The sequence below is a fragment of the Cohnella hashimotonis genome, from assembly GCF_030014955.1.
Lineage (GTDB): Bacteria > Bacillota > Bacilli > Paenibacillales > Paenibacillaceae > Cohnella > Cohnella hashimotonis.
The window spans coordinates 5,293,553-5,319,931 of sequence record NZ_JAGRPV010000001.1 but is presented as its reverse complement, the minus strand read 5'-3'; the positions used below and the strand labels follow the sequence as shown (position 1 = coordinate 5,319,931).

The window sequence follows — 26,379 nt, the reverse complement described above, 5'->3', positions numbered from 1 at the left end:
GTCAAGGGAGGGTTGTCGTTGAACAGAGGAAGACAGATACGGATCAGCGTTTCCGCGGCCGTATTATCAGGTTTGCTTGTTTACGGCGTTTATTTGCTGCAGATGAGGCAGATCAGGCTGACGGAGACGATAGAGGTTGTCGTGCCGAAGCAGTTCGTGCCCGCCGGCACGTCGCTCGGCCGGGAGATGCTGACGAAGCTTCGCTTGCCTAGCGGCGCAGTTACCGATGAGATGATCGTCGATATGGACGATGCGGACGGGCTGGAGTCTTCCGTGCCGCTGGGCGGCGGGGAGCCGCTGCTCAGGTGGAAGCTGGATAAATTCAGACTGCTGCCGCGGCTCGGCGAAGCGACCTTTCAGGTGCCGCGGGATTACGTGAAGTCCGTCTCCAGCGGCATCCGGGCGGGCGACCGGGCGATCGTATATTTGTCTGCAGAGGGTGGCGCCTCGCGTAGGCTGTTCGCGGAGCCTGTCGTCGTGGCAGCGGTCAAGACCGCTTCGAATCAGGAGATCGACAATCCGAAGAGCTCGAATCTGCTGTCCATGGCCGAAGGCGACAAAGAGCGGATGTATGCCTCCAGGCGGGACGCCAATGGCAGTATCGACGCGGTCAATCTCAATTTGACCGAAGCGCAATGGCTCGAACTGGACAACGCGTGCAAGGAAGGGAAGTCCAAGCTGATCGTCGCCTTCGACGCGTCGTCGTTCGAGTCGGGGGAGGCGTCGGGCTCATGAGCGGCCAGCAGGGATCGCTGATTGCTTTTGCGGGCTCGACGCCGAATATCGGCACCTCGCTTGCGGCATTCGGGACCGCTTACCGGATTGCCTCGGTAACGGGCAAGAGAGTCGGTTACCTATGCTTGAACTTGAAGAGCGCCAAGACGCATCTGTATCTCGGCATCGACAGACCCGAGATTACGCTCGGCGGCATGCGGCCGGAGCTGAAGTCGGGCACGTTGACGGGATCGAAGCTCAGACAGTATGCCTTTGCGCCTTCACGGCTTGACGGCCTGCACGTGCTGTTCGGCAATCTGGCGCGGGATCAGGCCGAGTATTACGAGCCCGAGCAGATGGATACGCTGATTGCGGCTGCGCGAGACGCGTTCGATGTGACGGTGGCGGACGTGAGCGCCTATTGGGATAATGCTGCGACGGTATGCGCCATGCGGGCCGCAGATCACCGGTGTCTGGTGACGACCGGCAGCCTTACGCACTTCCAGGAAGATGTGAACCGATGGACGGGGCAGGTCGGCTCGCAGTTCGGGCTGTCGCTTGCGAATTATCATCTAGTGCTGATGCAGAGCAAATACAGGCATGCGGGGGGATTTGGAATGAAGGAAATTCGCAAGGAAACGGGAGCTATTTCGCTGTCCGAGCTGCAGCTCGCCGAGAGTGTGCATTTGCAGCTCGACAGCGGGCGTCTGGACGAATGGCTGGCGGCCGACGAGCGCCACGCCTCTGCTTTCGATCCGGTCGCGGGCACGCTGCTAAGGCAGTTGAATTGGGAAGAGCGGCTAAAGCGAACCGAGCGGCCCTGGCTGCGGAGGCTGCTGCAGCACAGGAGCCGAGGCCGATGACCGCTGTTTATGGCAAGGCGGACGATGGGCAAGACGGGGAGAGGCCGGATCCATTATCCCGCTTCTCTGCGGCGGCTTACGCAGCGCAACTACAAGAGGGCAAGCAAGGTCCTCCGCCTTACGGCATCTCGGAGGAGGGCGTATCGGGGCCCGGCGGTCAGGACTTAGGCGCATTGACAGAGGAAGCGCGGCATATGCTGGCATCGCCGCGGGGCTTCAGCGACGACGATCGGAGACGTTATGCGGAGAAGCTCAATCGGGCCGTCATCGGATTTCCGCAGGAGCGTCAGGAGTTGCTTGCCATTTTATCCGACTGGATCATTAAAAAAAGACTTCAGCATGCCAGCTTCGGGCAACTGCCATACGGTTCGCTTGCAGAAGCGCTGTTCGCGGAGGTTATCGGCCTGAACGTGCTGGAGCTCGTCCTCAAGGACCGCGAAGGGCTTGAAGAGGTGCAAGTCGTCGGCACGCGCATTTTCGAGGTGAGGGACGGCGTGGCGTCCCGTTCCGCCTTCAGTTTCAATACGATTGCGCAGGTGGAGCGGATACAGCAGAATCTCGTTCTGTTCAATGACGATTCGATCAGCCCGCGCAAGCGGTGGGCGGAGGTACTGCTCCAGGACGGTTCGCGTGTGACAATGACCGGTTTCGGCTTTACAGCGCAGCCCACGCTCACGATCCGTTTTTATACGGTCAGGCGCTTCGATCTGCAGACGCTGCTGAGGCCGGAGTATCGCTCGATCGACGAATCCGTGTACAGGCTGCTCCGCTGCATCGTGAAGTCCCGTTTTAACATGGTCGTGATCGGCCCGACCAATACGGGGAAAACCCATCTGATCAAGGCATTGATCGCCGCAATGCCTGACGAGGAGCGGATCGTGACGATCGAGGGGAGGTTCGAGCTGCGGCTGCAGCGGGATTTTCCCGACAAAAACGTCATTGAATACGAGGCGGACGAGGACGATCCGCAGCACGGTCCGCAGCAGGCGTTCAAGTTGGCTCTGCGGCAGTCGCCGCAGCGTATCTGTCACGCCGAGATACGGGACGCGGACGCCAATATTTATGTTCGCGCCTGTACGCGCGGACATGAAGGCAGCATCACCTCCGTCCATGCGAACAGCCTGGAGGATGTGCCGGATGCCATCACAGATATGTGCATGCTGGATGGCAGAGCAATGAACGCAGCACGGCTAACCCGAAGGATCGCAGAGCATGTCACGCAGATCGGATTCGAAATGCGGATGGTGGGCGGCAGCCGGAAGCTGGTCAGAATCGGGGAATACGTCTTCCGCGGCGATGCGATCGAGGTTCGCGATTGGGCGCGTTACGACGAAGCGCGGGGTGCTTGGCTGCTGAAGGCGGAGCTGTCCGAGCGGGCATGGGAACGAATCGGCAGACTCGATCCCGAGAGCTGCGCATGGCTTCGTGGCGGACGAGGGGCAGACTCATGCTGACAGCGGGTCTTGGAACGGCTGGCTGCTTGCTGTTCTTATGTCTGTTTGTCGCGCTGAGGGCAATACTTGCCTTGGCGGAGGACCGTCATAGCCGTACAAGACGGCTGGGCAGAGACGAAGCCGAAGACACTGCGGTAGATTACGGCATCGTCTGGCTGCGGCCATTGTTCACGCATTTGGCGGACGTACTTTCGGCTTCCGGATGGCGGATCAAGCCAGGCGCTTTTTGGAAACTGGCTTTTGGGCTTGCGCTTGCGGGTCTCGCTGTAGGCGCAATCGTTTTTCAATCATTGCGCTCCGCTGCGCTGCTTGGCGCGATGCTCGCTGCGCTGCCGTACAGTTTTTTGCGGATGTCGCTCATCAACCGGCAGCTATCCGCCAGGCTTAATTTTTTGCCGGCAGCCGAGCTTTTTTATCAATGCTATCTTGTGAACGGCTCCCGGCACGTTCGCACCGCGCTGCAGCGGATGGTCGAAGAGCGCCAGCTACCGGGCGATACGCAGGCAATCTTCGAGGAGCTTTATCGTCAGTTGAACATCCATCACGATGACGAACGCACTTTGAGGCGATTTTCAATGTCCATCGGCCATATCTGGGCGGATTACTTCGCCAGCCTGCTCGGCGTCGCGTTGAGCGAAGGGAACAACATCGCCGACAATTTACGGGAGCTCATCGACGATATGCGAAAAGCGCGTATGGACGATCATGCGGAGCGCCATCGGCTGCTCGAGATTCGCTTGGCCAATTTCACGCCCGTATTTTTCCTTGGATTGTTCTTGGCGATCAATTTTCGGCTGAACGCCGAGGCCAGCACGCTATATTACTTGTCCGACCCTGGCGGCCGAAGCATGCTGCTCAATGCCTTGGTGCTCATTTTCGGCTCGTTTCTCATGGGGTTGTATTTGTCCAGGCGGAAGATGTGAGAACATATCGCCGAACTTTTGAATGGGAAGGCGCTGTATGCCGCAGGGGGATAGGAGGTGTTCAAGGTTGGTTGGAATGAGTCAGATCATTTACGAAGCCGTGTTATGGCTCGTCCAATTTATAGTCGGCGTCGTCGGCGTCGCATACGTATTGAGCGCATTCACTTACCGCAAGCCGCGATGGCGGGTCTCTTTCGCCAACTGGCGCAAGCGCGGCCCTCCGCATTGGTGGCTCCGGGCCGCTGGATGTCGAGCCGAGAGCGCCGCTCTGCAATCGAGACGGTTGCTGCTAGCTGGCTGTGGCATTCGAATTGAGCCGGCCGTTTATTTGGCCGCGAGAAGAAGCCTGATTTTCGTTTGTGCCCTGATGGCTGGAGGAACGGCTGTCTGCGGGACAATGGGCATGGTATCGGGCACCGCGCTCTGGAAGGCATTGCCCATTATTGCGATGCTGGCAGTCGTAGTGACATTCGACAAATCGATGCTGGATTCGTTCAAACGCTATCGGAGCGACCGGATTCGCCGGGAATTGATCGCCGTCATGAACCAGCTGATCTATTACATGGGCTCCCGATTGCATCTTCACGGCAAGCTCATGCGATGCATGCCTTACACCCGGATCATACGAGGAGATTTTCAGCTGATGCTCAACGAATGGTACTATGATGCGGATAAGGCGCTCCTCCGCTTCAAGGAGAGGCTGGGTACCTCCGAGGGCTACAGCTTCGCCGAGACGATGCGGTCGATGCGGCTGCATGAGAGCGACGAGGTGTATCGGATGCTTCGCGATGTGCTCGCCGAATACAAAGCCGGCATTGAACTCGCCAAGGCGGGGAGAAAAGAAACGGCCTCGTACGTGCTGTTCGTGCTGGCAGGCTTGCCGATTCTGTATACCTTTCAAATCTTCTTGTATCCATGGGTCCAGGAATCTCAGAAGCTGTTTGAAGTGTTGAAGCCATAACGCGTCAAGGACGCGCTCCGGCGAAGAAGGGAAAGGAGGTGCTTTATAATGCGGAATATTCTGATAACTGTAATGATGCTCATCGTTGTGGCATTGATGTTCAACGGAATCGTAGCCAACGATACGACGGGAACCAGAGCGCGTATCGAGACGCACGGCACGACGGCCAATACGACGCTTGGATCGATGGAGCCTTAAGGAGCCCTGCTCCAGGGAAAGGAGGGGGTCGTCATGAGACAGCTGCTGATGACCGTGATGCTTATTCTGACCGTCGCGCTCATCTATATTAACGTGGCGGGAGGGCAGGAGGGCACCAAGGCCACGCTTCGGGATTCGGGCACGGGTATGGCGGACGCGATCGCCCGGATCAGTCCATGAAGCAGTTGCTCGTCTTTGTACTGTTTGCGACATTGTTTTGCTGGCTAATGTTCTCTCCGGTATACAAGCATGTGGTCTTGCTTCGTCAGTCGCTGCTGCAGCAGGAAGTCGATTATATGCTCGAGATCGGAGCGAGCGGGCGATACGGGTATATCGATGCTGCCATGATCGGCGACTCCCGTTCGCGATTGTCCGGATACGGATTCAAGCCTGAGATCCTCGAGTACGAGGTGACGACAACAAGCGGCATACCGGGCACGGATCCCGCGTCGCCGCTCGAACGGGGCGACGGTCTGCGGCTGGTCATCCATTACCCGTATGACGGATTGATGGACATCGACAGGTTAATCGGTGTGGATCCGCCTTCCGGAACGGCCCGTATGGCTGCTGCGGGCATGAAGATGAGCGAATACGTCCCCTAAAGCGAAGGGAGAGCTTCGCCCGTGCATAAGCTATTTTTCAGCTTCCTCATGATCGTCGTCTGGTGGTTGCTGCATGCCATGCAGCTTGAAGAGGAAACGGCGCTCGGTACCTTGCACGAAGGCAAAAGGGCCATCGACAGAGCCGCGCACGCGGCAGCGCAGCAAGTGGACGAGCTAAAGCTGGAGGCCGGCACGTTATCTATCGATTCGGTGCGCGCCGAAGCAGCTGCCCGCGCTTATCTTGCTGCCAATCTGCGGCTCGCGCCCGACTTGTCTCCCCAGAGCGGGGGATGGTTTACGTCGGCGCCCGAGATTGTCGAATTTGCGGTAATCAATGAGCAGTATGCCTTTCCTTATACATATCGCAACGCGGCATACGATTACGAGGTTACGCTTCGCCGGCCCGGCGTCGTTATCATCGTTCACCTCTCTTGTCCGCGCATCTTCGGCGTTATCGATCCGATCGAATGGGATTTAAAGGGGGCGTCCGAGCTTGTCTTCGGTTGAGCGTCTATTGCTACCGTATGTGATAAACTAGAGAAAAGCGCATACGATTGGGGAAATCCGACTTGAACAAGACAACACATTGCACGGCCGAAGAACTGACGGAGAGGTGCCGCCGTCTTCAACGGACGATGACGGCAAGCGGCCTGCACGCTTGTTTGATTACACAGAATGTCGGCCTGTATTATTGGTCCGGCTCGATGCAGAGCGGATATTTGTTGATTCCCGCAGAGGGCGAGTCGACCTACTATGTTAGACGCAGTTTAAACCGGGCGATCGGGGAGTCGGGCGTAAAGACCGTGCCGCTCGGTTCGTTCCGCGCATTTGGCGACACGCTGGCCCGCGATTACCCGGAACTGTTCGCGGATGGCCGCCGTCCGCGGGTTGGCGCAGACCTGGACGTGCTGCCGGCACAAACGTATCTGAGGCTGCAAGAAGCGGCTCCGAATGTGGAGCTGCGCGACGGATCTGCCGTGATGAGACAGGTCCGTTCGGTGAAGTCGGCTAGCGAGATTGCGCTGATCGAGACGGCAGCCAAGGCGGCTGCGGCTGCGCTCGATCTGGCGCTCGGACGCATTCGCGAAGGCATGACGGAGCTCGAAGTGATGACGATTCTAGAGGGCGAGATGCGTCGGTACGGGCATATCGGACTCATGCGGATGCGCGGCTACAATCAGGAAATTATGACGGGAATGGTCGCGGCGGGAGAAGCGGCCGCAGAGCCTTCTTACTTTGACGGGCCCGCCGGCGGCAGAGGGTTGACCCCGGCGGCGCCGCAAAGCGCGAGCCGAAGGCCGATCGGAGCGGGCGAGCCGATATTGCTGGATATCGGCTGCTGCATCGACGGCTACACGATCGATCAGACGCGGACGGCGGTCATCGGCGAGCTGGACGACGAGCTCTCCCGCGCTTATGACGTCTCCGAGCGCATCCTCAGGCGCGTCGAGTCCCTGCTTCGCCCCGGCGCTTCCCCCGAATCGCTCTATGCGGAAGCGCTCCGGCTGGCGGACGAAGCCGGATTGGCCGCGCATTTTATGGGATTCGGCGCGGATCAGGTCCGCTTTCTCGGTCACGGGATCGGGCTCGAGATCGACGAATGGCCCGTTCTCGCCCGCGGATTTTCCGAACCGCTTGAAGCCGGCGTCGTACTTGCGATCGAACCCAAGTTTACGTTTCCCGGACGCGGCGTCGTGGGCATCGAGAACACATACGCGATTACCGCCGACGGCTATCGGACGCTCACGACGTCGCCTGAACGGCTGTACCGTCTTCCGTTCCACCCCTGACAACTCTATTGAGCTTGGACAATCGGCGCGTTATCTAGTAGGATAGTAGGATAAGCAGCTACGATTTATGTCCGCTTGATCAGGGGAGGGAGAAACGGCATGCTGAAGCTGGGAGAGAAGATCATCATCGTAAACGACCGTTTCGAGCAGAATATGCCCGTCGGCGAATACGGCTATGTAATCGCCTATGACCGCAATAACGACAGCGCCTTCGACTATATCATCCGGGTTCCGAACGCGAACCGTCAATATTATGTACCGGCATCCGATGTTGAGTTGGAGGAGGTATTGCTCGAGCTCGAAGCGGAGCGGATCGGCCGCGAGGCGCTCATCGACTATGCGCTGGCTACGCACAATGCTGAACTGTTCAAGCGCATCATGAACGGCGAGCTGGAAGAGACCGAGGAAGAGGCGCCACGCGAGGTCCAGAGCCGCGAGGAGTTCATTCGGCTCGTCAACCTGAAGGCGTGGATTTAATCCATCGTCGCAAAAAGAAGCTTCCGAACCGCCGATCAGGCGAATTCGGAAGCTTCTTTTTTGCTATATCTGTACGGTCTGCGATTCATCGCTGCGGCGCGGCCGTCTTGATCTCGACGTCGATGTCGCCGCGGGTCGCCCTGGAATACGGACATACTTGATGCGCTTCGTCGGCCAGCTGTTGCGTCTGGGCGGCATCGATACCGGGGATGGACACGTTAAGCGTGACGGACAGTCTAAAGTCCGCGCCCTCCCCTTTGAACAGGGATACCTCCGCCGCTACCTCGGAGCCTTCCGTTTCGATCCCTTTGTTTTTGGCAATCATCTTCAGCGCGCTGTGAAAGCAGGCTGCATAGCCCGCCGCGAACAATTGCTCGGGATTCGTCGCGCTGTCGGCGGAAGCGGACGGCTGGGAGAGCTTCAAATTAAGCTTGCCGTCGGACGATTTGACGAAACCTTCGCGGCCGCCTCTCGAGGTCACTTGCGCCGTGTAAATCTTGTTCATGTTCAAATCGCTCCTTTGATGATCGATGATTGATTGGTTCAGATTGGTTCAGATAGGTTCAGATTGGTTCATATTGGTTCAGACAGACACGGTCGAAGCGGCACGCTCGAACCTGACCGGCATCGGCACGGGCGACGGCCGGCCGAACAAGTAGCCCTGCATGAGCGGCACGCCCGCCTCACGCAGATACTGCCACTCTTCCTCGCGCTCGACGCCTTCGGCCAATACGACGCCATGGAAACGGGAAGCCCGCTCCAGCACATCCTCGATCCGGCGCTGCTTGTCCGAATCGCCGTCGCAGCCCGCAACCCACTTGCGGTCAAGCTTGATATAGTCCGGCTGAAGCTGTTCCATCGCTTCGACAGTGGCGAATTCGTCGCCCAGATCGTCCATCGCGAGGCGGATTCCCATATTGCGGTATGCCGCAAATACTTTGTTCAGATGCCTAACGTCGTCAAGGCGTTCCGTCTCCACGACCTCGAACACGAAGTCGGCGGGATCCATGCCGCTCATAATGATGCGTTCAAACGTCTGCTGCAGGCATTGGTCCGGACGGTAGATCGAGGACGGCAAAAAGTTGATGAACTTCTTGACGCCTGCCGGCAGCTGCCGCGAAGCGACCCGGATGGCGCTGTTCCTGGCCTCGCGGTCGAGGAACGAATGCAGGCCGGCTTCGCGCGCCGCCTCGAACAGCTCCGACGGCCGGAAAGGCGGTTGTTCGGGCAGCGGACGCAGCAGCATTTCATAGCCGATGGGTTTGCCGCTTAACTGAACGATCGGCTGCATGTAGCTCGAAAAGCGCCGGTTCGCAATGTAATCGACGACGCGGTGGGAGCCGAATCCGGTCAGCAGCCGCGCCGCCTGCACCCACCCGTCGCTCTCATCCTGCGCCGATGTCTCTAAAGGTTCTTCGTAAAAAATTCTGCATTCAACCGTTTGCTTCTGCGCGTCCGTCAACTTGCGGTCCGCGGCGTTGAGCATTTGAAGGAGCTGCTGGTAATGATCGTATCGCACGCTCCAATATCCCGCATCTCCCGGAGGACCGAGTAATTCCGTCAACGTCCGGGCAGCACCTGCGTCGCTGTCCGCTCTAAATTCGACGTAGCCGCTGTCGCGCAGCGGCGCTTGCCGTTCGAAGGCTTGACGAGTCAACATCAAGACAACCTCCCTGATTTATAAATGGCATATGCTCCCGACTACCCCGACTATTCGATCTAAGTATTTCCCCGTTTATCGCGGTTATGAAACAAATCGGCATGCCCACGCGCATTGAGTTCCCAAGGCATGTCCGATATAATAATGAGAATTGAAAGGGTATTGAAGCAAAGGAGAGAAACGGCCCATGAGCATCGCAGCGAAGGACGTCGAGCATGTCGCCAACCTGGCGCGCTTGACGCTTACCGATGATGAAAAAGAGCAATTCACCGGTCAATTGAACGCCATCCTTAAATATGCCGAAAAGCTGAACGAACTCGACACGGCCGGCGTCGAACCGACGAGCCACGTACTGCCGCTGTCGAACGTAATGCGCGAAGACGCGCCGAAGGCTTCCTTGCCGATCGAAAAGGTGCTGCGAAACGCCCCGGAAGCCGAAGACGATCAATTCAAGGTTCCGGCCGTACTGGAATAGAACAACTCCGAGGAGGAAGCTGCATTGTCGCTGTTTAACCTGAGATTGTCCGAAGTGCACGACAGGCTTCATCATAGAGACTTATCCGTTCAGGAGCTCGTCGAGGCTTCAGTGGCCCGGATTTCCGAGACGGACACGAAGATCGGCGCATTTCTGACCCTGAACGAAGAGGGCGCGCTCGCCCAGGCCAAGGATATGGACGCATCGGGCGCAGCCGAGCGGGGGCTGCTGTACGGCCTGCCCGCCGGCGTCAAGGATAACATCGTCACTGAAGGACTCCGAACGACTTGCGCGAGCCAATTTTTGTCCAACTATGATCCGATTTACGACGCGACGGTCGTTGAGAAGCTCAAGGCCGCCCAGTCCGTCACGATCGGCAAGCTGAACATGGACGAATTCGCCATGGGCGGCTCCAACGAGAATTCCTCGTTCCAACTGACCCGCAACCCTTGGGATACCGATCGCGTGCCAGGCGGCTCCAGCGGCGGCTCCGCGGCATCCGTAGCTGCCGGCCAGGTTTATTTCTCGCTCGGCTCCGATACCGGCGGCTCGATTCGCCAACCTGCCGCTTATTGTGGCATCGTAGGCCTAAAGCCGACTTACGGGCTTGTCTCCCGCTATGGCCTTGTCGCCTTCGCGTCGTCGCTCGACCAGATCGGGCCGCTGACCAAAAACGTAGAGGATTCCGCATATGTTCTGCAGGCGATCGCAGGTCACGACAAGCGCGATACAACTTCGGCGAACGTCGAGATTCCCGACTACACGGCCGCGCTGACCGGCGACATCAAGGGCCTTCGCATCGGCGTCGCCAAGGAATACCTCGGCGAGGGCATCGATCCGCAAGTTAAAGAGCGAGTAATGGAGGCGCTCAAGACGTTCGAATCCCTCGGCGCCGTTTGGGAAGAAGTGTCCTTGCCGCACACCGATTACGCGATCGCCACTTATTATTTGCTGGCTTCGTCCGAAGCATCCTCGAACCTTGCGCGGTTCGACGGCGTCCGCTACGGCGTCAGGGCGGAAGATCCCGCCAACCTGCTGGACCTTTACAAGAAGTCTCGAAGCGAGGGCTTCGGACCCGAGGTCAAGCGGCGGATCATGCTGGGCACTTACGCGCTTAGCTCCGGCTATTACGATGCTTACTATAAAAAGGCTCAGCAGGTCCGCACGCTCATCAAGCGCGACTTCGACCAGGCCTTCGAGCGCTTCGACCTCATCGTCGGGCCGACGGCGCCTACGACGGCTTTCCGCATCGGCGAGCAGGTCGGCGATCCGCTCACGATGTACCTCAACGACATCTGCACCATCCCGGTGAGCCTTGCAGGCGTGCCGGCGATCAGCGTGCCCTGCGGTCTGGCGGACGGTCTGCCCGTCGGTCTTCAGATCATCGGCAAGCCGTTCGACGAATCGACCGTGCTTCGCGCGGCCCACGCCTTCGAAGGCATGACCGAATTTCACAAGCTGCGCCCGGCGCTCTAAATAGGAGGAACAACCACACATGTCCACCGTATCCCCATACGAGACGGTCGTCGGCCTCGAGGTGCACGTCGAGCTGCACACGAAGACGAAGATCTTCTGCGGCTGCGAGACCTCGTTCGGGGCGTCGCCGAACAGCCATACATGCCCCGTGTGTCTTGGCCATCCGGGCGTGCTGCCCGTCCTGAACCGCCAAGCGGTCGAATACGCGATGAAGGCCGCCATGGCCATCAACTGCGAGATCGCCGACTGGTGCAAGTTCGACCGCAAAAACTATTTTTATCCCGATTCGCCCAAGGCTTATCAGATTTCCCAATACGACGAGCCGATCGGCTCGAACGGCTGGATCGACATCGAGGTAGGCGGGCAGACGAAGCGGATCGGCATTACCCGCTTGCACTTGGAAGAGGATGCGGGCAAGCTGATGCATATGGACGGCGGCCTCGGCTCGCTCGTCGACCTCAACCGCGTCGGCACGCCGCTCGTCGAGATTGTTTCCGAACCGGACATCCGATCGCCCGAAGAGGCGAAGGCATACCTGGAAAAGCTGAAGGCGATTATGCAATACTGCGACGTTTCCGACGTCAAGATGGAGGAAGGCAGCCTGCGCTGCGACGCCAATGTTAGCATCCGCCCTTGGGGGCAAGAGAAGTTCGGCACGCGTACAGAGCTGAAGAACATGAATTCGTTCCGGGGCGTGCAGCGCGGCCTCGAGTACGAAGTCATGCGCCAATCCGACGTGCTGGACGGCGGCGGCAAGGTCGTGCAGGAGACGCGCCGATGGGACGAATCGCAGGGCAAGACGTTCAGCATGCGCTCCAAGGAAGAAGCGCACGACTATCGCTATTTCCCTGATCCCGACCTCGTACGGGTGCAGATCGACGCGGACTGGAAGGATCGCGTACGGGCCTCGATTCCCGAGCTGCCGGACGCGCGCCAGTCTCGTTATACGCAGGAGTACGGTTTGCCAACCTACGACGCCGGCGTTATCACGTCGTCGATGAAGCTGGCCGACTTCTTCGAAGAGTCGCTCAAGTATACCGACGACGCCAAGGCGTCTGCGAACTGGATCATGGGCGACCTCCTCGGGTACTTGAACGCCAACAATCTGGAGATCCAGCAGGTGCCGATTACGGGCCAGGGGCTTGGCGAGATGATTCAGCTTATCGCCAAGGGCACGATCAGCTCCAAGATCGCCAAGACCGTGTTCAAGGCCATGCTGGAGTCCGGCGAGCTGCCGCAGCAGATCGTCGAGGAGCAAGGACTCGTGCAGATCAGCGACGAAGGCGCCATTCTGGCGATCGTCGACCGGATCGTCGAGGCCAACCCGCAGTCTGTCGAAGACTTCCGCGGCGGCAAAGACAAGGCGATCGGGTTCCTCGTCGGCCAGATCATGAAGGAAACGAAGGGCAAGGCCAATCCGGGCCTTGTCAACAAACTGCTCATGGATCGTTTGAAGAATTCATAAGAATGGCTAGAGGAGGCGGCATACCCGACAGCAGGGAGGCCGCCTCTTTTTAAAGCCTTTGCGAGGAGCGGGAGCGATGCCAACAATAGAGCGGCTGGACTTGACCAGCCAGGATAATGCCGGCGATCTCTGGCGGCTTCAGCACGCCGCTTACCGGATCGAAGCCGAGCTGATCGGCGTTCCCGATCTGCCTCCCCTGCATGATACGACCGCTTCTCTCCAAGCCTCGGAGGAAATGTTCTGGGGATGCAGAGACGAGGATGGCGAACTGATCGGGGCGATCGCGGCGGAGCTTGCCAAGGACGGTTCCGGCGTCATCAGCCGTATGATGGTCCATCCGGACCATTTGCGCCAAGGAATCGCAGGCGCGCTGATCTCGCATATGATGCAGGCATGGAATAAAGTCGCAGCGTGGGAGGTCACGGCCGAGGCGCGCAACCTCCCCGCAATCGCGCTGTACGAGCGTCACGGGTTCGCTGCCGTAGACACCTTCCATCCCCGCGAAGATATTACAATGATTACGATGAAGCGGCGAGCCAAGACCTAAGTCGGGCATCTCTCCCCGACGGGAAGCCGTTGCCGCAATAGGCGACCCGCAATTAAAATGTGACTTATAAGGCGTGATACTGACTTGGACAATCCATGGGTTATCGATGATTGGCACCTGATGCTTCGCCTTCTGCTCTCTGTGTTGCTCGGGGCTCTGATCGGCTACGAGCGCGAGCGCAAAAACCATGCTGCCGGTCTACGGACGCATACGCTCGTCAGCTTGGGTTCCTGTTTGATCATGCTGCTCTCGATCTACGGCTTCTCCGAATTTATCGGGCAGTACGGCGTGAATCGGGATCCGGCGAGACTCGCCGCGCAAGCGATTACGGGCATCGGCTTCCTTGGAGCGGGCACGATTTTATTCACAGGCAAGTCGATCAAGGGCTTAACGACGGCTGCATCGCTATGGGTCGTCATGGCGATCGGGCTTGCAGTGGGAGCCGGCTTCTACCTGGGCGCGTCGTTTACGGTTTTTTTGGCGCTCGCCGTGCTGTGGGGGCTGAACGTCGTCGAAAAGCGATATGTCGCGCATCCCAGAGAGTTCGTATTCACCATTGCGGCGCAGGCCGATCGGGAGCTTACGGATCCGATTCGCATCTTGCTTGAAACGAAAGAAGCCAAGCTGATCAAGGTTCAATTCGACGAGAGTGCGCTCGAGACGAGGGGCGAGGGCGGTATACGGATCAGGTTGACGATCCGGCTCGGAGATCCGCTGCAGGCGGTGTCGCTGGCAGAGCAGCTGCGCAGGCTGGAGGGCATTCGGACCGTGTCCGCGGAGTAGCGCCAAAATTGATGTCGGGGGATGAATGATGAATAACGAGAACAACGAATGGCAGCAGCAGCAGGGACAGCCGTCCAATGCCTCGCAAGGTCCCTCCGGGGAGACTGTCTGGACCGACCCGGGCACGCTGCCGTATCCGCCTGGCTACGAGCAAAGCACAGCGTCTTCCGCGCACAAAAAGAAGAGTAAGTTCCTGGCGGGATTATTCGCTTTTATTTTCCCGGGAACTGGCTACATGTACCTCGGACTCATGGGAAAAGGCGTTATGATGATGCTTCTTCTCGCCCTCAACATTTGCGGCGTCGTCTTCGTCGTCCAGGAAATGGAGGGCAATGTGCTGACCGTTGTGCTCGTGAGCCTGCTTCTGCCGATCATTTATTTGTACAATTTGTTCGATACGCTTCAGAGCGCCGAAGCCGTGAACGAACGGATCGCTGCGGGAGGTTACTTCTACCGCCAGCCGCCGTTCGGTTGGGACGGGCGTCCCGCTTCCCGGGCCGAAGGCGAGTCGCGCGCCTTCCCCGCGCTCAGCCTCGTGCTGTTGGCTGCAGGCGCCGCAATACTGCTCGGCTCCTCCAACATTCGCTGGCTGTTCCATTCTGCGGGTGCGATGATTGGCGCGATCGTACTGATTGGTGCCGGCGCTGCGCTCTGGTTATGGGAAAATCGCGGTCAACAGAGCCGCAAATCTTAAAGATTAAGCAGGGCCGTCACGATTGTGGCGGCCTTTGCCATTGACAGCACCTTTTTAAACCGCTTAAAATATAGTTTAACCCGAAGGAAAGGCTGTGAGGAGCATGGAAACCCGGATCTATCATGCCGTGGACCAGCTCAAATCCGGAGGCGTCCGGATGACGCCGCAGCGATACGCTATTTTGAAGTACTTGATGGAGTCCACCTCGCATCCGACGGCCGACGATATTTTTAAGTCGTTGTCGCCGGCATATCCCAGCTTGAGCGTGGCCACCGTTTATAATAATCTGAAGCTTTTCGTCGATGCGGGGCTGATCCGTGAGCTGACCTACGGCGACGATTCCAGTCGGTTCGACGCGGACTTGTCCGATCATTATCATGCCATTTGTACCGGATGCGGCGCAATGGTGGATTTCGATCACGACCCGGTCGTCGAGGTCGAACGCGCGGCGGCAGAGCGTACGGGGTTTCTTGTGCAAGGACACCGTATGGAGATTTATGGCCTATGTCCCTCTTGCCGTGGGCTTGTGTCCTGATTTTTCTCTATAATTTATGAAGAATACGTGCATAGATCGCGCCGGGCATCCGGCGCGTTTGTTATATAGCGGGCAAATATTGGTCGAAACCTCCGACGCCTTTCTTTCGTCCTTTTATAGAATAGAAATAGGAGAGTGAGAGATTGCAGACGACGATGATAGGCGGGCGCGGCAAGCGGCGCAGAAAAATGGCGCCGATCCTAGGCCTCTTGCTATTGTTTTGCCTTTCTGCCGCCGCGGCGGCGTTCGCATGGTGGTCATCCCAACCCAACCGGAATCACGAGAAGCCCGATTATATGGCTCAGTCGCATCCGATTATGAACAAAGGAGATTGGACCGGCGATTATGCACTGGGCGATGGCGAAGGATTGTGGATACCGCTTCCGCTCGCCAAAGAATTGATCGGAGACGGCGTGCGATACGAGTCGGAGACCGAGTCGGTCATATTAACCTCGGATACGAGCGTACTTCATTTTAAGACCGGCAAGCTGAGCGCGACGCTTAACGCAAAGCCTTTTAATATGAGTTTCGGCGCCAAAAAAACGGAAGACGGAACGCTTTATCTGCCATTCGCGCCGCTCCAGCAGCTCTTCGGATTAACGGCTGTAACGGATGCGAGTACGGGTATCGTTACGCTGACGCAGCCGGGAGTCGCGATTCAGAAAGGCGAGGTACCGGCCGATGGTAAAGGAGCCAAATTGCGCAGCGGCGCAGGCAAGTCGAATCCGATCGTGGAGGATCTGCTGGCCGGTCAGCGCGTTGTCGTATGGGGGGAGGAAGCGGGCTGGTACCGCGTTCAGTCTGCCGCCGGCTACCTGGGCTATGCGAGCAAACGCGACATTGCGCTGATCGGTATCGAGGAGACGGCTTCCGGCGCGATTACCGAACAAGGCGAGCCATACGTGCCGTGGAAAGTGACAGGAAAGCGAATCAATCTGACATGGGACGCTATATATAACGTGATGCCGGATCCGGCCAAGATCGGGGATTGGAGCGGCGTTAATGTCGTCAGTCCGAGCTGGTTTTCGCTTACGGACGGTCAGGGCAATATACACAGCAAAGCGGACGCGGCATATTCCGCATGGGCGCGCAATAAAGGCATGCAGGTATGGGCAATGTTCGGCAACTCGTTCGAGCCCGATATTACGCACGAAGCGCTCTCTTCGTATGAGTCGCGCAATTTGATGATTCGGCAATTAATCGCATACGCGCGAACCTTCAGGGTACAGGGCTTCAATCTCGATTTCGAAAACGTGTATACCAAAGACAAAGACAATTTGATCCAATTCGTTCGCGAGCTCACTCCGATTATGCACGAGCAGGGATTATCCGTGTCGATCGATGTGACGCCGAAGTCCAATAGCGAGATGTGGTCGGCTTATCTGGACCGGGGCCGCCTTGCCGCTGCAGTCGACTATTTAATCCTCATGGCGTACGACGAGCATTGGGCTACGAGTCCTGTGTCAGGTTCCGTCGCCTCGCTCCCATGGACGGAGAACGCGATCACGAAGATTTTGAAGGAAGATGGCGTGGCACCGGAGCAATTGATCTTGGGTATTCCGTTTTACACCAGAGTATGGACCGAAAAGACCGATGACAAAGGTAAGGTCGAAGTGTCGTCAAAAGCAATCGGTATGGATGCGGCACAGCAGTCGGTCAAAGACAACAAATTAACGCCTGCGTTCTCCGAGGAGACGGGGCAGCATTACGTTGAGTTCAAAGCCAACGGCGTATTGCAGCGCATCTGGCTTGAAGACGAAACCTCGGTTCAAGCGAGAGTTCAGCTTATCAAAAAGTACAAGCTGGCCGGCGCCGCTTCATGGAACCGCGCATTTGCTTCGAACGGCATTTGGAGTGTGCTGGATAAGGCTTTGCAGAGCTATCCTTGATTCAACAACAACTATTGCAACAGAAAGGGCGCTAGCCGCGAATGCGGCGAAGCGCCCTTTTTTATACCGTCGTCGACGGAGCGGATTCATGTTCCTGTGCGATCGATGCGTTTGTCGCCTGGGACGGATCCCATGTCAAAATCGTGTGGCAGTACATGCACCGGTCCGTTTTGCCGAGCATTTTCGTACGTTTGCCGCACTCCGGACATTCGATGACCGGCGCGCTTGTCGATAGCATCCCGACCCAGAAGTAGATGAACATGCTAGCCCCGCAGGTGAGGATGCCGATGACCATAAAGATCGCGGCGATGATCTTCCCGACTTGTCCGAACAGGATGATCCCGCTTGTCCCCAGAACCATAAGCCCCATCCCGCCGAGCACCAGCAGCAAGCCCCAGGTGCGCATCGTCGATATTTTGCTGGCCTTCATTTTCATTGCCTGATTGCCCCCATGATCTTAATTCGCCTGTCGGCAGGAAACTTGCGCCCGGCGTAGAATTAAAATTAATTGTCGAGCTATTCCTCGAATAGAGATATCTCATTATAGCCTACAAATAGCAGGCAAGCCACTTCAAAGCCTGACTACGGTGGTGAAATTTCTTGAAGCGTCTCGAAGATACCAATCTTTTTTATACGGCACTGTTCGGATCCGACGAGCGGCTTAACGGGCTTTTGCTCGTGAAGAACCTCGAAGGCTCCCCTTCCTTGATCGACGGAATGGATCGTCTGATTCTTGCTTTGTACGACGACGGATATATAGAAGGCAAAGCGTCGGCGGAGCACTGGAAGTGGGGGGATATGACGATCCTGGTGCGCAGATCTACGCCCGAGAGGCTGAATGCCTGGATCGCGGGCGCAGCGCATTGGCAGCCTTTTTTCCAATGGCTCAACAACGGTGAAGTGCTGCTCGACAGGGACGGCTACCTTGCGAATGCGAGGAACAAGCTCGATCGATGGCCCGAACAGCTGCGCGAGAGACGCCTCATCAGCGAGTATTCGCGATTTCTGGACGCATACTTGCAGGCTAAGCAGAACCTGAAGGATCAACACGCGATGGATGCGTATACGAATATATTGGCGGCGCTTAATCATTGGGCGCATATCGCTATTATTGAAGAAACGCTGCATCCCGAGCCGAGCTTGTGGGAACAGGTCAGACGCGTGAATCCGGGAATTTTTAAGCTTTACGACGAAATGACTTCAAGCGGAGAAACGATGGAGCAACGGGTGAATCTCGTCATTCTTGCCGTCGAGTTTGCCGTTCTAACGAAGATGAAGTCTTCGTCTTTGCTGCTTCTGCGCATTTTGCAAAGCCGTCCGGAGCCTTGGAGCCTGTCCGAATTGCAGGAACATCCGGCGCTGTCGGACCTCCATCTTGAATTATCCCCCTTGCTCCGCAAGCTTGCGCATAGAGGTTACGTAGCGGAGATTACGAGAGGGGTCAAGGAACACGGGCTTCACTGGCTCGATCTGCGCTATACTGCATCCGGCTTCGAATGATGGCGATTATACGTTTAGAGTCCTCCACGGAGGGCTCTTTTTAATGACAGTTGTTTTATTGTATATAACTTGCGGTAAGCGGAGCGGGAGGCTATAATCATTCTCAATGATAACGATTATCATTATCGTAATTTAAGGGGCGAATATAGATGTCGTTAAACCCATCCCGTATGGAACACTTGCTTTTCCATCAGTCGGCGGTTCGAACGCTGGAAGATCGCAAGCTGCTCGTTTCCCCTGCAGGCCGCGGCCTATGGAGGTCGTCCGAAGAAGGCGGATGGGAAGCGTTCATGGAAGGTATGCCGTCGAAGGTGCACGTAAATCGTCTTGAACCGGCTTCGGTGGGCTCTATCGTCGCTTGTACGAACCATGGATTGTACAGTCTTAGCAACGGCCGCTGGTCGGACCTGCGCCTGCCCTTCGTCTGTTACGCGTATAAAGAAATCGGCAGCATCGGATTTGCAGCGACGGAGCGCGGGCTGTGGTGTCGGTCGCAAATGGGTTGGAAAAACATCGCTTCTACTGAAAATCCGGTGTACGACGTGTTCGCTACGCCTCACTTTATATTTCTGGCCTTGCCCTGGGGCATTGCCATGTACGATCGCTTGACCTGCGCTTGGGAGCAGTTTTCTCTAAAGACCGCGGTCGTGCGATTGGCTGCAATGGATGGCGCGCTCCTTGGGATCGCGGAGAGTGGAGCGATTGTATTGGGCGATTTGACTGGCGGATTCGATAAGCTTCGCATGCCCGGCATTTTTGCATTTAATGCAGTCCGACTGGCGCAGAACCTTTACTTCTGCACGGATCGCGGCTTATACCGAGCAGCGAAAATCCGCGGTCAATTCTCGCTCGTATCCGTGTCGCTCGGATGCCCGGTGACCGATGTGGATATGAGGGAAGGACAGCTGCATATGGCGACACTTAATGAAGGCATTCAGACCATTCCATGGAATTAAACAAAATCGACATTAGGTGTTGACGTGGCTTGTACATCTGTGATAAATTAGTTCTCGCCGCCTTCGACTGAAGGATATGGCGAACGGCAGCAAAAAAGAAAATGACGAGCGGTTGAAAAAAAAGCTTGCATTGAAATGGGCTGCTGTGATATATTATTCAAGTCGCCGCTGAGAGGCCGCCGAGCAAGAGGCCGAGAGCAAAGACAAGATTGCTCCTTGAAAACTGAACATCGAGCGTTAAAACAAACGGACGCTGAAGCCTTTCGGGGCGGAAGCAAAAGTTATACCAGCAATGAAATGAGCTATATTGAACTACCCTTTATGGAGAGTTTGATCCTGGCTCAGGACGAACGCTGGCGGCGTGCCTAATACATGCAAGTCGAGCGGATCTCTGATGGAGCTTGCTCCTGAAGAGGTTAGCGGCGGACGGGTGAGTAACACGTAGGCAACCTGCCCTGAAGACCGGGATAACATTCGGAAACGAATGCTAAGACCGGATAGGCAGCGAGGTGGCATCATCTTGCTGAGAAACACGGTGCAAGCTGTGGCTTTGGGATGGGCCTGCGGCGCATTAGCTAGTTGGTGGGGTAACGGCTCACCAAGGCGACGATGCGTAGCCGACCTGAGAGGGTGAACGGCCACACTGGGACTGAGACACGGCCCAGACTCCTACGGGAGGCAGCAGTAGGGAATCTTCCACAATGGGCGCAAGCCTGATGGAGCAACGCCGCGTGAGTGAGGAAGGCTTTCGGGTCGTAAAGCTCTGTTGCCAGGGAAGAATAAGGATGTGTTAACTGCACATTCGATGACGGTACCTGAGAAGAAAGCCCCGGCTAACTACGTGCCAGCAGCCGCGGTAATACGTAGGGGGCAAGCGTTGTCCGGAATTATTGGGCGTAAAGCGCGCGCAGGCGGTCTTTTAAGTCTGGTGTCTAAGTGCGGGGCTCAACCCCGTGATGCACTGGAAACTGGGAGACTTGAGTGCAGAAGAGGAGAGCGGAATTCCACGTGTAGCGGTGAAATGCGTAGAGATGTGGAGGAACACCAGTGGCGAAGGCGGCTCTCTGGACTGTAACTGACGCTGAGGCGCGAAAGCGTGGGGAGCAAACAGGATTAGATACCCTGGTAGTCCACGCCGTAAACGATGAGTGCTAGGTGTTGGGGGGGTCCACCCCTCGGTGCCGAAGTTAACACATTAAGCACTCCGCCTGGGGAGTACGGTCGCAAGACTGAAACTCAAAGGAATTGACGGGGACCCGCACAAGCAGTGGAGTATGTGGTTTAATTCGAAGCAACGCGAAGAACCTTACCAGGTCTTGACATCCCTCTGACCGGTCTAGAGATAGGCCTTCCCTTCGGGGCAGAGGAGACAGGTGGTGCATGGTTGTCGTCAGCTCGTGTCGTGAGATGTTGGGTTAAGTCCCGCAACGAGCGCAACCCTTGGATTTAGTTGCCAGCACTTTGGGTGGGCACTCTAGATCGACTGCCGGTGACAAACCGGAGGAAGGCGGGGATGACGTCAAATCATCATGCCCCTTATGACCTGGGCTACACACGTACTACAATGGCCGGTACAACGGGCTGCGAAGGAGCGATCCGGAGCCAATCCTACCAAAGCCGGTCTCAGTTCGGATTGCAGGCTGCAACTCGCCTGCATGAAGTCGGAATTGCTAGTAATCGCGGATCAGCATGCCGCGGTGAATACGTTCCCGGGTCTTGTACACACCGCCCGTCACACCACGAGAGTTTACAACACCCGAAGCCGGTGGGGTAACCCGCAAGGGAGCCAGCCGTCGAAGGTGGGGTAGATGATTGGGGTGAAGTCGTAACAAGGTAGCCGTATCGGAAGGTGCGGCTGGATCACCTCCTTTCTAAGGAGCCCTTCGGGGCAATACGAAGTCCGTTGTTTTAATCGCTCGAGTTCAGTTTTGAAGGAGAAATCCTTCTAAGCCTCTAGCCTTCGGGTTAGTCGCTTGCACCTTGAAAACCGGATAGCGAAACGAAAATGCGCAATTAGAAATTCTCATGCATTTGCCTTGTGTAGTTTGCTTAGAGCGAAGCATGGACGAATTGAAGTCGCCTTTCGACAATCGGTCTTACCGTGCAAACGGGAAGACGGGTTGATGGGAGAACGCGCTGAAATCGGCCATGCGGAGCGATTGGTTAAGCTATTAAGGGCGCACGGAGGATGCCTAGGCGCCAGGAGCCTAAGAAGGACGCGGCGAACAGCGAAATTGCCTCGGGGAGCCGTAAGCAGGCTTTGATCCGGGGATGTCCGAATGGGGAAACCCGGCTGGGGTCATGCCCAGTCATCCATGAGTGAATACATAGCTCATGAGAAGGCACACCCAGGGAACTGAAACATCTAAGTACCTGGAGGAGAAGAAAACAAGAGTGATTCCGTCAGTAGCGGCGAGCGAAAGCGGATTAGCCCAAACCTGAGAGCTTGCTCTCAGGGGTTGTGGGACGTCTCACATGGAGTTACAAAGGGATAGGTTAGGCGAAGAGATCTGGAAAGGTCCGGCATAGAAGGTAAAAGCCCTGTAGCCGAAAGTCTATCCCCTCCGAGACGGATCCCGAGTACCGCGGGACACGAGAAACCCCGTGGGAATCCGGCAGGACCATCTGCCAAGGCTAAATACTCCCTGGCGACCGATAGTGAAGCAGTACCGTGAGGGAAAGGTGAAAAGCACCGCGGGAGCGGAGTGAAAAAGAACCTGAAACCGTGCGCTTACAAGAAGTCAGAGCCCGATCTAGGGGTGATGGCGTGCCTTTTGTAGAATGAACCGGCGAGTTACGTTTACGTGCGAGGTTAAGTCGGAGAGACGGAGCCGCAGCGAAAGCGAGTCTGAATAGGGCGCTTTAGTACGTAGTCGTAGACCCGAAACCGGGTGATCTACCCCTGTGCAGGGTGAAGGTGAGGTAACACTTACTGGAGGCCCGAACTCGTGAGCGTTGAAAAGCTCTGGGATGACGTGGGGGTAGGGGAGAAATTCCAATCGAACTCGGAGATAGCTGGTTCTCCCCGAAATAGCTTTAGGGCTAGCCTCGAGATTTAGCATCATGGAGGTAGAGCACTGATTGGGTGCGGGGCCCGCCAAGGGTTACCAAGTCCAGTCAAACTCCGAATGCCATGGATGTATGCTCGGGAGTCAGACGGCGAGTGCTAAGATCCGTCGTCAAGAGGGAAAGAGCCCAGATCATCAGCTAAGGTCCCCAAGTGTGTGTTAAGTGGGAAAGGATGTGGAGTTGCGAAGACAACCAGGATGTTGGCTTAGAAGCAGCCACCATTTAAAGAGTGCGTAATAGCTCACTGGTCGAGTGACTCTGCGCCGAAAATGTAACGGGGCTAAACACACCACCGAAGCTATGGCATGTACCTTTTGGTACTTGGGTAGGGGAGCGTTGAATGCGGGTTGAAGTCGGACCGAGAGGACCGGTGGACTGCATTCAAGTGAGAATGCCGGTATGAGTAACGAAAAGACAGGTGAGAATCCTGTCCGCCGAAAGCCTAAGGGTTCCTGAGGAAGGTTCGTCCGCTCAGGGTAAGTCGGGACCTAAGGCGAGGCCGAAAGGCGTAGTCGAAGGACAACAGGTTGAAATTCCTGTACCACCGTAATCCGTTATGAGCGATGGGGGGACGCAGGAGGGCAAGAACGCGAGCTGATGGAATAGCTCGTCCAAGCAGTGAGGGGTGTGTGTAGGCAAATCCGCACACTAATACCTTGAGCTGTGATGGGGAGGGAAAATTACAGTACCGAAGGTTCCGTGCTCACGCTGCCGAGAAAAGCCTCTAGCCAGGAGAAGGTGCCCGTACCGCAAACCGACACAGGTAGGCGAGAAGAGAATTCTAAGGCGCGCGGAAGAACTCTCGTTAAGGAACTCGGCAAAATGACCCCGTAACTTCGGGAGAAGGGGTGCCTCGGTAGGGTGAATAGCCCGAGGGGGCCGCAGTGAATAGGCCCAAGCGACTGTTTAGCAAAAACACAGGTCTGTGCGAAGCCGTAAGGCGAAGTATACGGGCTGACGCCTGCCCGGTGCTGGAAGGTTAAGGGGAGCGGTTAGGGGCAACCCGAAGCTGTGAACCGAAGCCCCAGTAAACGGCGGCCGTAACTATAACGGTCCTAAGGTAGCGAAATTCCTTGTCAGGTAAATTCTGACCCGCACGAATGGCGTAACGACTTGGGCGCTGTCTCAACGAGAGATCCGGTGAAATTTTAGTACCTGTGAAGATGCAGGTTACCCGCGACGTGACGGAAAGACCCCATGGAGCTTTACTGTAGCTTGATATTGAACTTGGGTACGGTCTGTACAGGATAGGTGGGAGCCTAAGAAGTTGGAGCGCAAGCTTCAATGGAGGCGCCGTTGGGATACCACCCTGATCGTATCTAGGTTCTAACCTGTCACCGTGAATCCGGTGAAGGGACCGTGTCAGGCGGACAGTTTGACTGGGGCGGTCGCCTCCTAAAGCGTAACGGAGGCGCCCCAAGGTTCCCTCAGAATGGTTGGAAATCATTCGAAGAGTGCAAAGGCATAAGGGAGCTTGACTGCGAGACCTACAAGTCGAGCAGGGACGAAAGTCGGGCTTAGTGATCCGGTGGTACCGAATGGAAGGGCCATCGCTCAACGGATAAAAGCTACCCTGGGGATAACAGGCTTATCTCCCCCAAGAGTCCACATCGACGGGGAGGTTTGGCACCTCGATGTCGGCTCATCGCATCCTGGGGCTGAAGTAGGTCCCAAGGGTTGGGCTGTTCGCCCATTAAAGCGGTACGCGAGCTGGGTTCAGAACGTCGTGAGACAGTTCGGTCCCTATCTGTCGCGGGCGTAGGAAATTTGAGAGGGGCTGTCCTTAGTACGAGAGGACCGGGATGGACGCACCGCTGGTGTACCAGTTGTTCCGCCAGGAGCATCGCTGGGTAGCCAAGTGCGGGAGGGATAAGCGCTGAAAGCATCTAAGCGCGAAGCCCGCCTCAAGATGAGATTTCCCAATTAGTAAGACCCCTTGGAGAACACGAGGTTGATAGGCTCGGGGTGGAAGCGCAGCAATGCGTGCAGCTGACGAGTACTAATCGGTCGAGGGCTTATCCTACTGTTCCGATCTAGGAACAAACGGCAAGCCGCACAGGTAAGAGCATTTCTAAGCGCAGGTTCGTTTCGCATCCGGTTTTCAGGGCGCAAGCTCTGTAAAGCTGCAAAGCTGTATGGCAAACGCCGCACAGTAGGTCTGGTGGTAATGGCGGAGGGGTCCCACGCGTACCCATCTCGAACACGACCGTTAAGCCCTCCAGCGCCGATGGTACTTGGACCGCAGGGTCCTGGGAGAGTAGGACGTCGCCAGGCCGAGCAGCACAATTTCATATATTCCCTGATAGCTCAGTTGGTAGAGCACTCGACTGTTAATCGAGTTGTCACAGGTTCGAGTCCTGTTCGGGGAGCCATCATGGAGAGATGTCCGAGTTTGGTCGAAGGAGCACGATTGGAAATCGTGTAGGCGTCACAAGCGTCTCGAGGGTTCGAATCCCTCTCTCTCCGCCAGTTATTTACTTAAGCATGCGGCCCGTTGGTCAAGCGGTTAAGACACCTCCCTTTCACGGAGGTAACGGGGGTTCGATTCCCCCACGGGTCACCATCATTACAAAGCAAGCCTGATTCGAAAAAAGTTTAAAAAAGTGCTTGCATTAACATGGCGATATCGGTTATGATATGAAACGTCGCCAAAATAGTAAGACATGCTAACGACGCGGGGTGGAGCAGCCCGGTAGCTCGTCGGGCTCATAACCCGAAGGCCGCAGGTTCAAATCCTGCCCCCGCAACCAACTTTATCTTGGAATTTATCCGAGATCCCACATGGAGCTGTGGTGTAGAGGCCTAACATGCCTGCCTGTCACGCAGGAGACCGCGGGTTCGAATCCCGTCAGCTCCGCCATTTTCTTTCTTTAACAGAATGCAAAATGGCTCGGTAGCTCAGTTGGTAGAGCAGAGGACTGAAAATCCTCGTGTCGGCGGTTCGATTCCGTCCCGAGCCACCATCTGAGTATTGCCTTATGGATATGCCGTTGTAGCTCAATTGGTAGAGCAACTGACTTGTAATCAGTAGGTTGGGGGTTCAAGTCCTCTCGACGGCACCATTTGTTTTACAGTCTTGGAGGATTAGCGAAGTGGCCAAACGCGGCAGACTGTAAATCTGTTCCTTCGGGTTCGGTGGTTCAAATCCATCATCCTCCACCAGTTTTACCTTAACATTATAGGGGCATAGTTTAAAGGTAGAACAGCGGTCTCCAAAACCGTTAGTGTGGGTTCAATTCCTGCTGCCCCTGCCAATGAAACTTGGTAACATGGCGACCGTGGCGAAGTGGTTAACGCATCGGTTTGTGGATCCGACACTCGGGGGTTCAATTCCCCTCGGTCGCCCCA

At 56.5% G+C, this 26,379-nt stretch carries 24 protein-coding genes, 10 tRNA genes and 3 rRNA genes; 34 read left to right on the top strand and 3 right to left on the bottom strand.

Features of this window, described 5'->3' with window-relative positions; genetic code table 11:
• Positions 1-18: 18 nt before the first annotated feature.
• The 11 genes from KB449_RS21560 (at position 19) to KB449_RS21510 (ending at position 7,982) form a co-directional block, all read left to right on the top strand.
• Entirely contained in the window at positions 19-735 is a 717-nt protein-coding gene (locus tag KB449_RS21560) for an SAF domain-containing protein (protein WP_282910312.1), read from the top strand.
• Positions 732-1,577 (top strand): CpaE/TadZ family protein, encoded by an 846-nt coding sequence (locus KB449_RS21555; protein ID WP_282910311.1) that lies wholly within the window; start codon positions 732-734, stop codon positions 1,575-1,577. Before KB449_RS21560 ends, KB449_RS21555 begins: the two co-directional genes overlap by 4 nt.
• Complete coding sequence (locus tag KB449_RS21550; protein ID WP_282910310.1) at positions 1,574-3,031, top strand: CpaF/VirB11 family protein; 1,458 nt, start codon at positions 1,574-1,576, stop codon at positions 3,029-3,031. The genes KB449_RS21555 and KB449_RS21550 overlap by 4 nt, the downstream gene beginning before the upstream one ends.
• On the top strand, positions 3,025-3,954 hold the full coding sequence (locus tag KB449_RS21545) for a hypothetical protein (RefSeq protein WP_282910309.1): 930 nt from the start codon (positions 3,025-3,027) through the stop codon (positions 3,952-3,954). Before KB449_RS21550 ends, KB449_RS21545 begins: the two co-directional genes overlap by 7 nt.
• Before the next feature lie 76 nt (positions 3,955-4,030).
• Positions 4,031-4,915 (top strand): hypothetical protein, encoded by an 885-nt coding sequence (locus tag KB449_RS21540; RefSeq protein WP_434082561.1) that lies wholly within the window; start codon positions 4,031-4,033, stop codon positions 4,913-4,915.
• A 48-nt stretch (positions 4,916-4,963) separates the two neighbouring features.
• On the top strand, positions 4,964-5,113 hold the full coding sequence (locus tag KB449_RS21535; RefSeq protein WP_177244168.1) for a hypothetical protein: 150 nt from the start codon (positions 4,964-4,966) through the stop codon (positions 5,111-5,113).
• 33 nt (positions 5,114-5,146) lie between these two features.
• On the top strand, positions 5,147-5,293 hold the full coding sequence (locus tag KB449_RS21530) for a hypothetical protein (protein WP_282910307.1): 147 nt from the start codon (positions 5,147-5,149) through the stop codon (positions 5,291-5,293).
• Positions 5,290-5,715: a hypothetical protein gene (locus tag KB449_RS21525; protein WP_282910306.1), complete on the top strand. Its 426-nt coding sequence runs from the start codon at positions 5,290-5,292 to the stop codon at positions 5,713-5,715. Before KB449_RS21530 ends, KB449_RS21525 begins: the two co-directional genes overlap by 4 nt.
• A gap of 21 nt (positions 5,716-5,736) precedes the next feature.
• Positions 5,737-6,222 (top strand): hypothetical protein, encoded by a 486-nt coding sequence (locus KB449_RS21520; protein ID WP_282910305.1) that lies wholly within the window; start codon positions 5,737-5,739, stop codon positions 6,220-6,222.
• Positions 6,223-6,284: 62 nt separating this feature from the next.
• Positions 6,285-7,505: a M24 family metallopeptidase gene (locus KB449_RS21515; protein WP_434082517.1), complete on the top strand. Its 1,221-nt coding sequence runs from the start codon at positions 6,285-6,287 to the stop codon at positions 7,503-7,505.
• Between the two features lie 99 nt (positions 7,506-7,604).
• Positions 7,605-7,982 (top strand): ATPase, encoded by a 378-nt coding sequence (locus KB449_RS21510; RefSeq protein WP_282910304.1) that lies wholly within the window; start codon positions 7,605-7,607, stop codon positions 7,980-7,982.
• 85 nt (positions 7,983-8,067) lie between these two features.
• Here KB449_RS21510 and KB449_RS21505 read toward each other — a convergent pair whose 3' ends face one another.
• Together KB449_RS21505 and KB449_RS21500 are read right to left on the bottom strand one after the other, a co-directional pair.
• Positions 8,068-8,487 (bottom strand): organic hydroperoxide resistance protein, encoded by a 420-nt coding sequence (locus tag KB449_RS21505; protein ID WP_282910303.1) that lies wholly within the window; start codon positions 8,485-8,487, stop codon positions 8,068-8,070.
• Positions 8,488-8,565: 78 nt separating this feature from the next.
• Complete coding sequence (locus KB449_RS21500; RefSeq protein WP_282910302.1) at positions 8,566-9,642, bottom strand: EAL domain-containing protein; 1,077 nt, start codon at positions 9,640-9,642, stop codon at positions 8,566-8,568.
• Between the two features lie 187 nt (positions 9,643-9,829).
• On the opposite strand from KB449_RS21500, the gene gatC reads away from it, so the two are divergent.
• The 8 genes from gatC (at position 9,830) to KB449_RS21460 (ending at position 17,506) form a co-directional block, all read left to right on the top strand.
• Positions 9,830-10,117, top strand: coding sequence for an Asp-tRNA(Asn)/Glu-tRNA(Gln) amidotransferase subunit GatC (gene gatC, locus KB449_RS21495; RefSeq protein ID WP_282910301.1), 288 nt, complete (start codon positions 9,830-9,832; stop codon positions 10,115-10,117).
• 24 nt (positions 10,118-10,141) lie between these two features.
• Entirely contained in the window at positions 10,142-11,593 is a 1,452-nt protein-coding gene (gatA, locus tag KB449_RS21490) for an Asp-tRNA(Asn)/Glu-tRNA(Gln) amidotransferase subunit GatA (RefSeq protein ID WP_282910300.1), read from the top strand.
• A 19-nt stretch (positions 11,594-11,612) separates the two neighbouring features.
• Positions 11,613-13,058 carry an Asp-tRNA(Asn)/Glu-tRNA(Gln) amidotransferase subunit GatB gene (gene gatB / locus KB449_RS21485; protein ID WP_282910299.1) on the top strand — a complete coding sequence of 482 codons (1,446 nt, stop codon included), beginning with the start codon at positions 11,613-11,615 and terminating at the stop codon, positions 13,056-13,058.
• Positions 13,059-13,134: 76 nt separating this feature from the next.
• Positions 13,135-13,605 carry a GNAT family N-acetyltransferase gene (locus KB449_RS21480; protein ID WP_282910298.1) on the top strand — a complete coding sequence of 157 codons (471 nt, stop codon included), beginning with the start codon at positions 13,135-13,137 and terminating at the stop codon, positions 13,603-13,605.
• An 84-nt stretch (positions 13,606-13,689) separates the two neighbouring features.
• Positions 13,690-14,388 (top strand): MgtC/SapB family protein, encoded by a 699-nt coding sequence (locus tag KB449_RS21475; RefSeq protein ID WP_282910297.1) that lies wholly within the window; start codon positions 13,690-13,692, stop codon positions 14,386-14,388.
• Positions 14,389-14,416: 28 nt separating this feature from the next.
• Positions 14,417-15,082, top strand: a complete 666-nt coding sequence (locus tag KB449_RS21470; protein WP_282910296.1) for a hypothetical protein — start codon at positions 14,417-14,419, stop codon at positions 15,080-15,082.
• Between the two features lie 103 nt (positions 15,083-15,185).
• Positions 15,186-15,617 carry a Fur family transcriptional regulator gene (locus KB449_RS21465; RefSeq protein ID WP_282910295.1) on the top strand — a complete coding sequence of 144 codons (432 nt, stop codon included), beginning with the start codon at positions 15,186-15,188 and terminating at the stop codon, positions 15,615-15,617.
• Between the two features lie 143 nt (positions 15,618-15,760).
• Positions 15,761-17,506, top strand: coding sequence for a glycosyl hydrolase family 18 protein (locus KB449_RS21460; protein WP_282910294.1), 1,746 nt, complete (start codon positions 15,761-15,763; stop codon positions 17,504-17,506).
• 61 nt (positions 17,507-17,567) lie between these two features.
• Here KB449_RS21460 and KB449_RS21455 read toward each other — a convergent pair whose 3' ends face one another.
• Positions 17,568-17,942, bottom strand: a complete 375-nt coding sequence (locus tag KB449_RS21455; RefSeq protein WP_282910293.1) for a DUF2614 family zinc ribbon-containing protein — start codon at positions 17,940-17,942, stop codon at positions 17,568-17,570.
• A gap of 164 nt (positions 17,943-18,106) precedes the next feature.
• Here KB449_RS21455 and KB449_RS21450 point away from each other — a divergent pair, with 164 nt between their 5' ends.
• From KB449_RS21450 to KB449_RS21380, 15 genes are all read left to right on the top strand, one after another.
• Positions 18,107-19,006 carry a nucleotidyltransferase-like protein gene (locus KB449_RS21450; RefSeq protein WP_282910292.1) on the top strand — a complete coding sequence of 300 codons (900 nt, stop codon included), beginning with the start codon at positions 18,107-18,109 and terminating at the stop codon, positions 19,004-19,006.
• 149 nt (positions 19,007-19,155) lie between these two features.
• Entirely contained in the window at positions 19,156-19,962 is an 807-nt protein-coding gene (locus tag KB449_RS21445) for a hypothetical protein (RefSeq protein ID WP_282910291.1), read from the top strand.
• 318 nt (positions 19,963-20,280) lie between these two features.
• Positions 20,281-21,833: ribosomal RNA gene (locus KB449_RS21440) — 16S ribosomal RNA — on the top strand.
• Between the two features lie 290 nt (positions 21,834-22,123).
• Positions 22,124-25,054 (top strand): 23S ribosomal RNA (locus KB449_RS21435).
• A gap of 134 nt (positions 25,055-25,188) precedes the next feature.
• Positions 25,189-25,305: ribosomal RNA gene (gene rrf, locus KB449_RS21430) — 5S ribosomal RNA — on the top strand.
• Together the 16S, 23S and 5S rRNA genes with 10 tRNA genes alongside form the textbook arrangement of a ribosomal RNA operon.
• A 22-nt stretch (positions 25,306-25,327) precedes the next feature.
• A tRNA-Asn gene (locus tag KB449_RS21425) sits at positions 25,328-25,403 on the top strand.
• A 4-nt stretch (positions 25,404-25,407) separates the two neighbouring features.
• Positions 25,408-25,500: transfer RNA gene (locus tag KB449_RS21420), tRNA-Ser, on the top strand.
• 19 nt (positions 25,501-25,519) lie between these two features.
• A tRNA-Glu gene (locus KB449_RS21415) sits at positions 25,520-25,594 on the top strand.
• Between the two features lie 110 nt (positions 25,595-25,704).
• Positions 25,705-25,781 (top strand) — tRNA-Met (locus KB449_RS21410).
• Between the two features lie 33 nt (positions 25,782-25,814).
• Positions 25,815-25,891 (top strand) — tRNA-Asp (locus KB449_RS21405).
• A gap of 27 nt (positions 25,892-25,918) precedes the next feature.
• Positions 25,919-25,994 (top strand) — tRNA-Phe (locus KB449_RS21400).
• Between the two features lie 23 nt (positions 25,995-26,017).
• Positions 26,018-26,093 (top strand) — tRNA-Thr (locus tag KB449_RS21395).
• A 16-nt stretch (positions 26,094-26,109) separates the two neighbouring features.
• Positions 26,110-26,193 (top strand) — tRNA-Tyr (locus KB449_RS21390).
• An 18-nt stretch (positions 26,194-26,211) separates the two neighbouring features.
• A tRNA-Trp gene (locus tag KB449_RS21385) sits at positions 26,212-26,285 on the top strand.
• Between the two features lie 18 nt (positions 26,286-26,303).
• Positions 26,304-26,379, top strand: a tRNA-His gene (locus KB449_RS21380).

Coding starts and splice junctions, on each gene's coding strand:
- KB449_RS21505 (WP_282910303.1), bottom strand. CDS start 8,487: ATGAACAAGATTTACACGGCGCAAGTGACCTCGAGAGGCGGCCGCGAA.
- KB449_RS21540 (WP_434082561.1), top strand. CDS start 4,031: ATGAGTCAGATCATTTACGAAGCCGTGTTATGGCTCGTCCAATTTATA.
- KB449_RS21480 (WP_282910298.1), top strand. CDS start 13,135: ATGCCAACAATAGAGCGGCTGGACTTGACCAGCCAGGATAATGCCGGC.
- KB449_RS21470 (WP_282910296.1), top strand. CDS start 14,417: ATGAATAACGAGAACAACGAATGGCAGCAGCAGCAGGGACAGCCGTCC.
- KB449_RS21510 (WP_282910304.1), top strand. CDS start 7,605: ATGCTGAAGCTGGGAGAGAAGATCATCATCGTAAACGACCGTTTCGAG.
- KB449_RS21530 (WP_282910307.1), top strand. CDS start 5,147: ATGAGACAGCTGCTGATGACCGTGATGCTTATTCTGACCGTCGCGCTC.
- KB449_RS21545 (WP_282910309.1), top strand. CDS start 3,025: ATGCTGACAGCGGGTCTTGGAACGGCTGGCTGCTTGCTGTTCTTATGT.
- KB449_RS21455 (WP_282910293.1), bottom strand. CDS start 17,942: ATGAAAATGAAGGCCAGCAAAATATCGACGATGCGCACCTGGGGCTTG.
- KB449_RS21525 (WP_282910306.1), top strand. CDS start 5,290: ATGAAGCAGTTGCTCGTCTTTGTACTGTTTGCGACATTGTTTTGCTGG.
- KB449_RS21445 (WP_282910291.1), top strand. CDS start 19,156: ATGTCGTTAAACCCATCCCGTATGGAACACTTGCTTTTCCATCAGTCG.
- gatC (WP_282910301.1), top strand. CDS start 9,830: ATGAGCATCGCAGCGAAGGACGTCGAGCATGTCGCCAACCTGGCGCGC.
- KB449_RS21500 (WP_282910302.1), bottom strand. CDS start 9,642: ATGTTGACTCGTCAAGCCTTCGAACGGCAAGCGCCGCTGCGCGACAGC.
- KB449_RS21465 (WP_282910295.1), top strand. CDS start 15,186: ATGGAAACCCGGATCTATCATGCCGTGGACCAGCTCAAATCCGGAGGC.
- KB449_RS21555 (WP_282910311.1), top strand. CDS start 732: ATGAGCGGCCAGCAGGGATCGCTGATTGCTTTTGCGGGCTCGACGCCG.
- KB449_RS21550 (WP_282910310.1), top strand. CDS start 1,574: ATGACCGCTGTTTATGGCAAGGCGGACGATGGGCAAGACGGGGAGAGG.
- KB449_RS21535 (WP_177244168.1), top strand. CDS start 4,964: ATGCGGAATATTCTGATAACTGTAATGATGCTCATCGTTGTGGCATTG.
- gatB (WP_282910299.1), top strand. CDS start 11,613: ATGTCCACCGTATCCCCATACGAGACGGTCGTCGGCCTCGAGGTGCAC.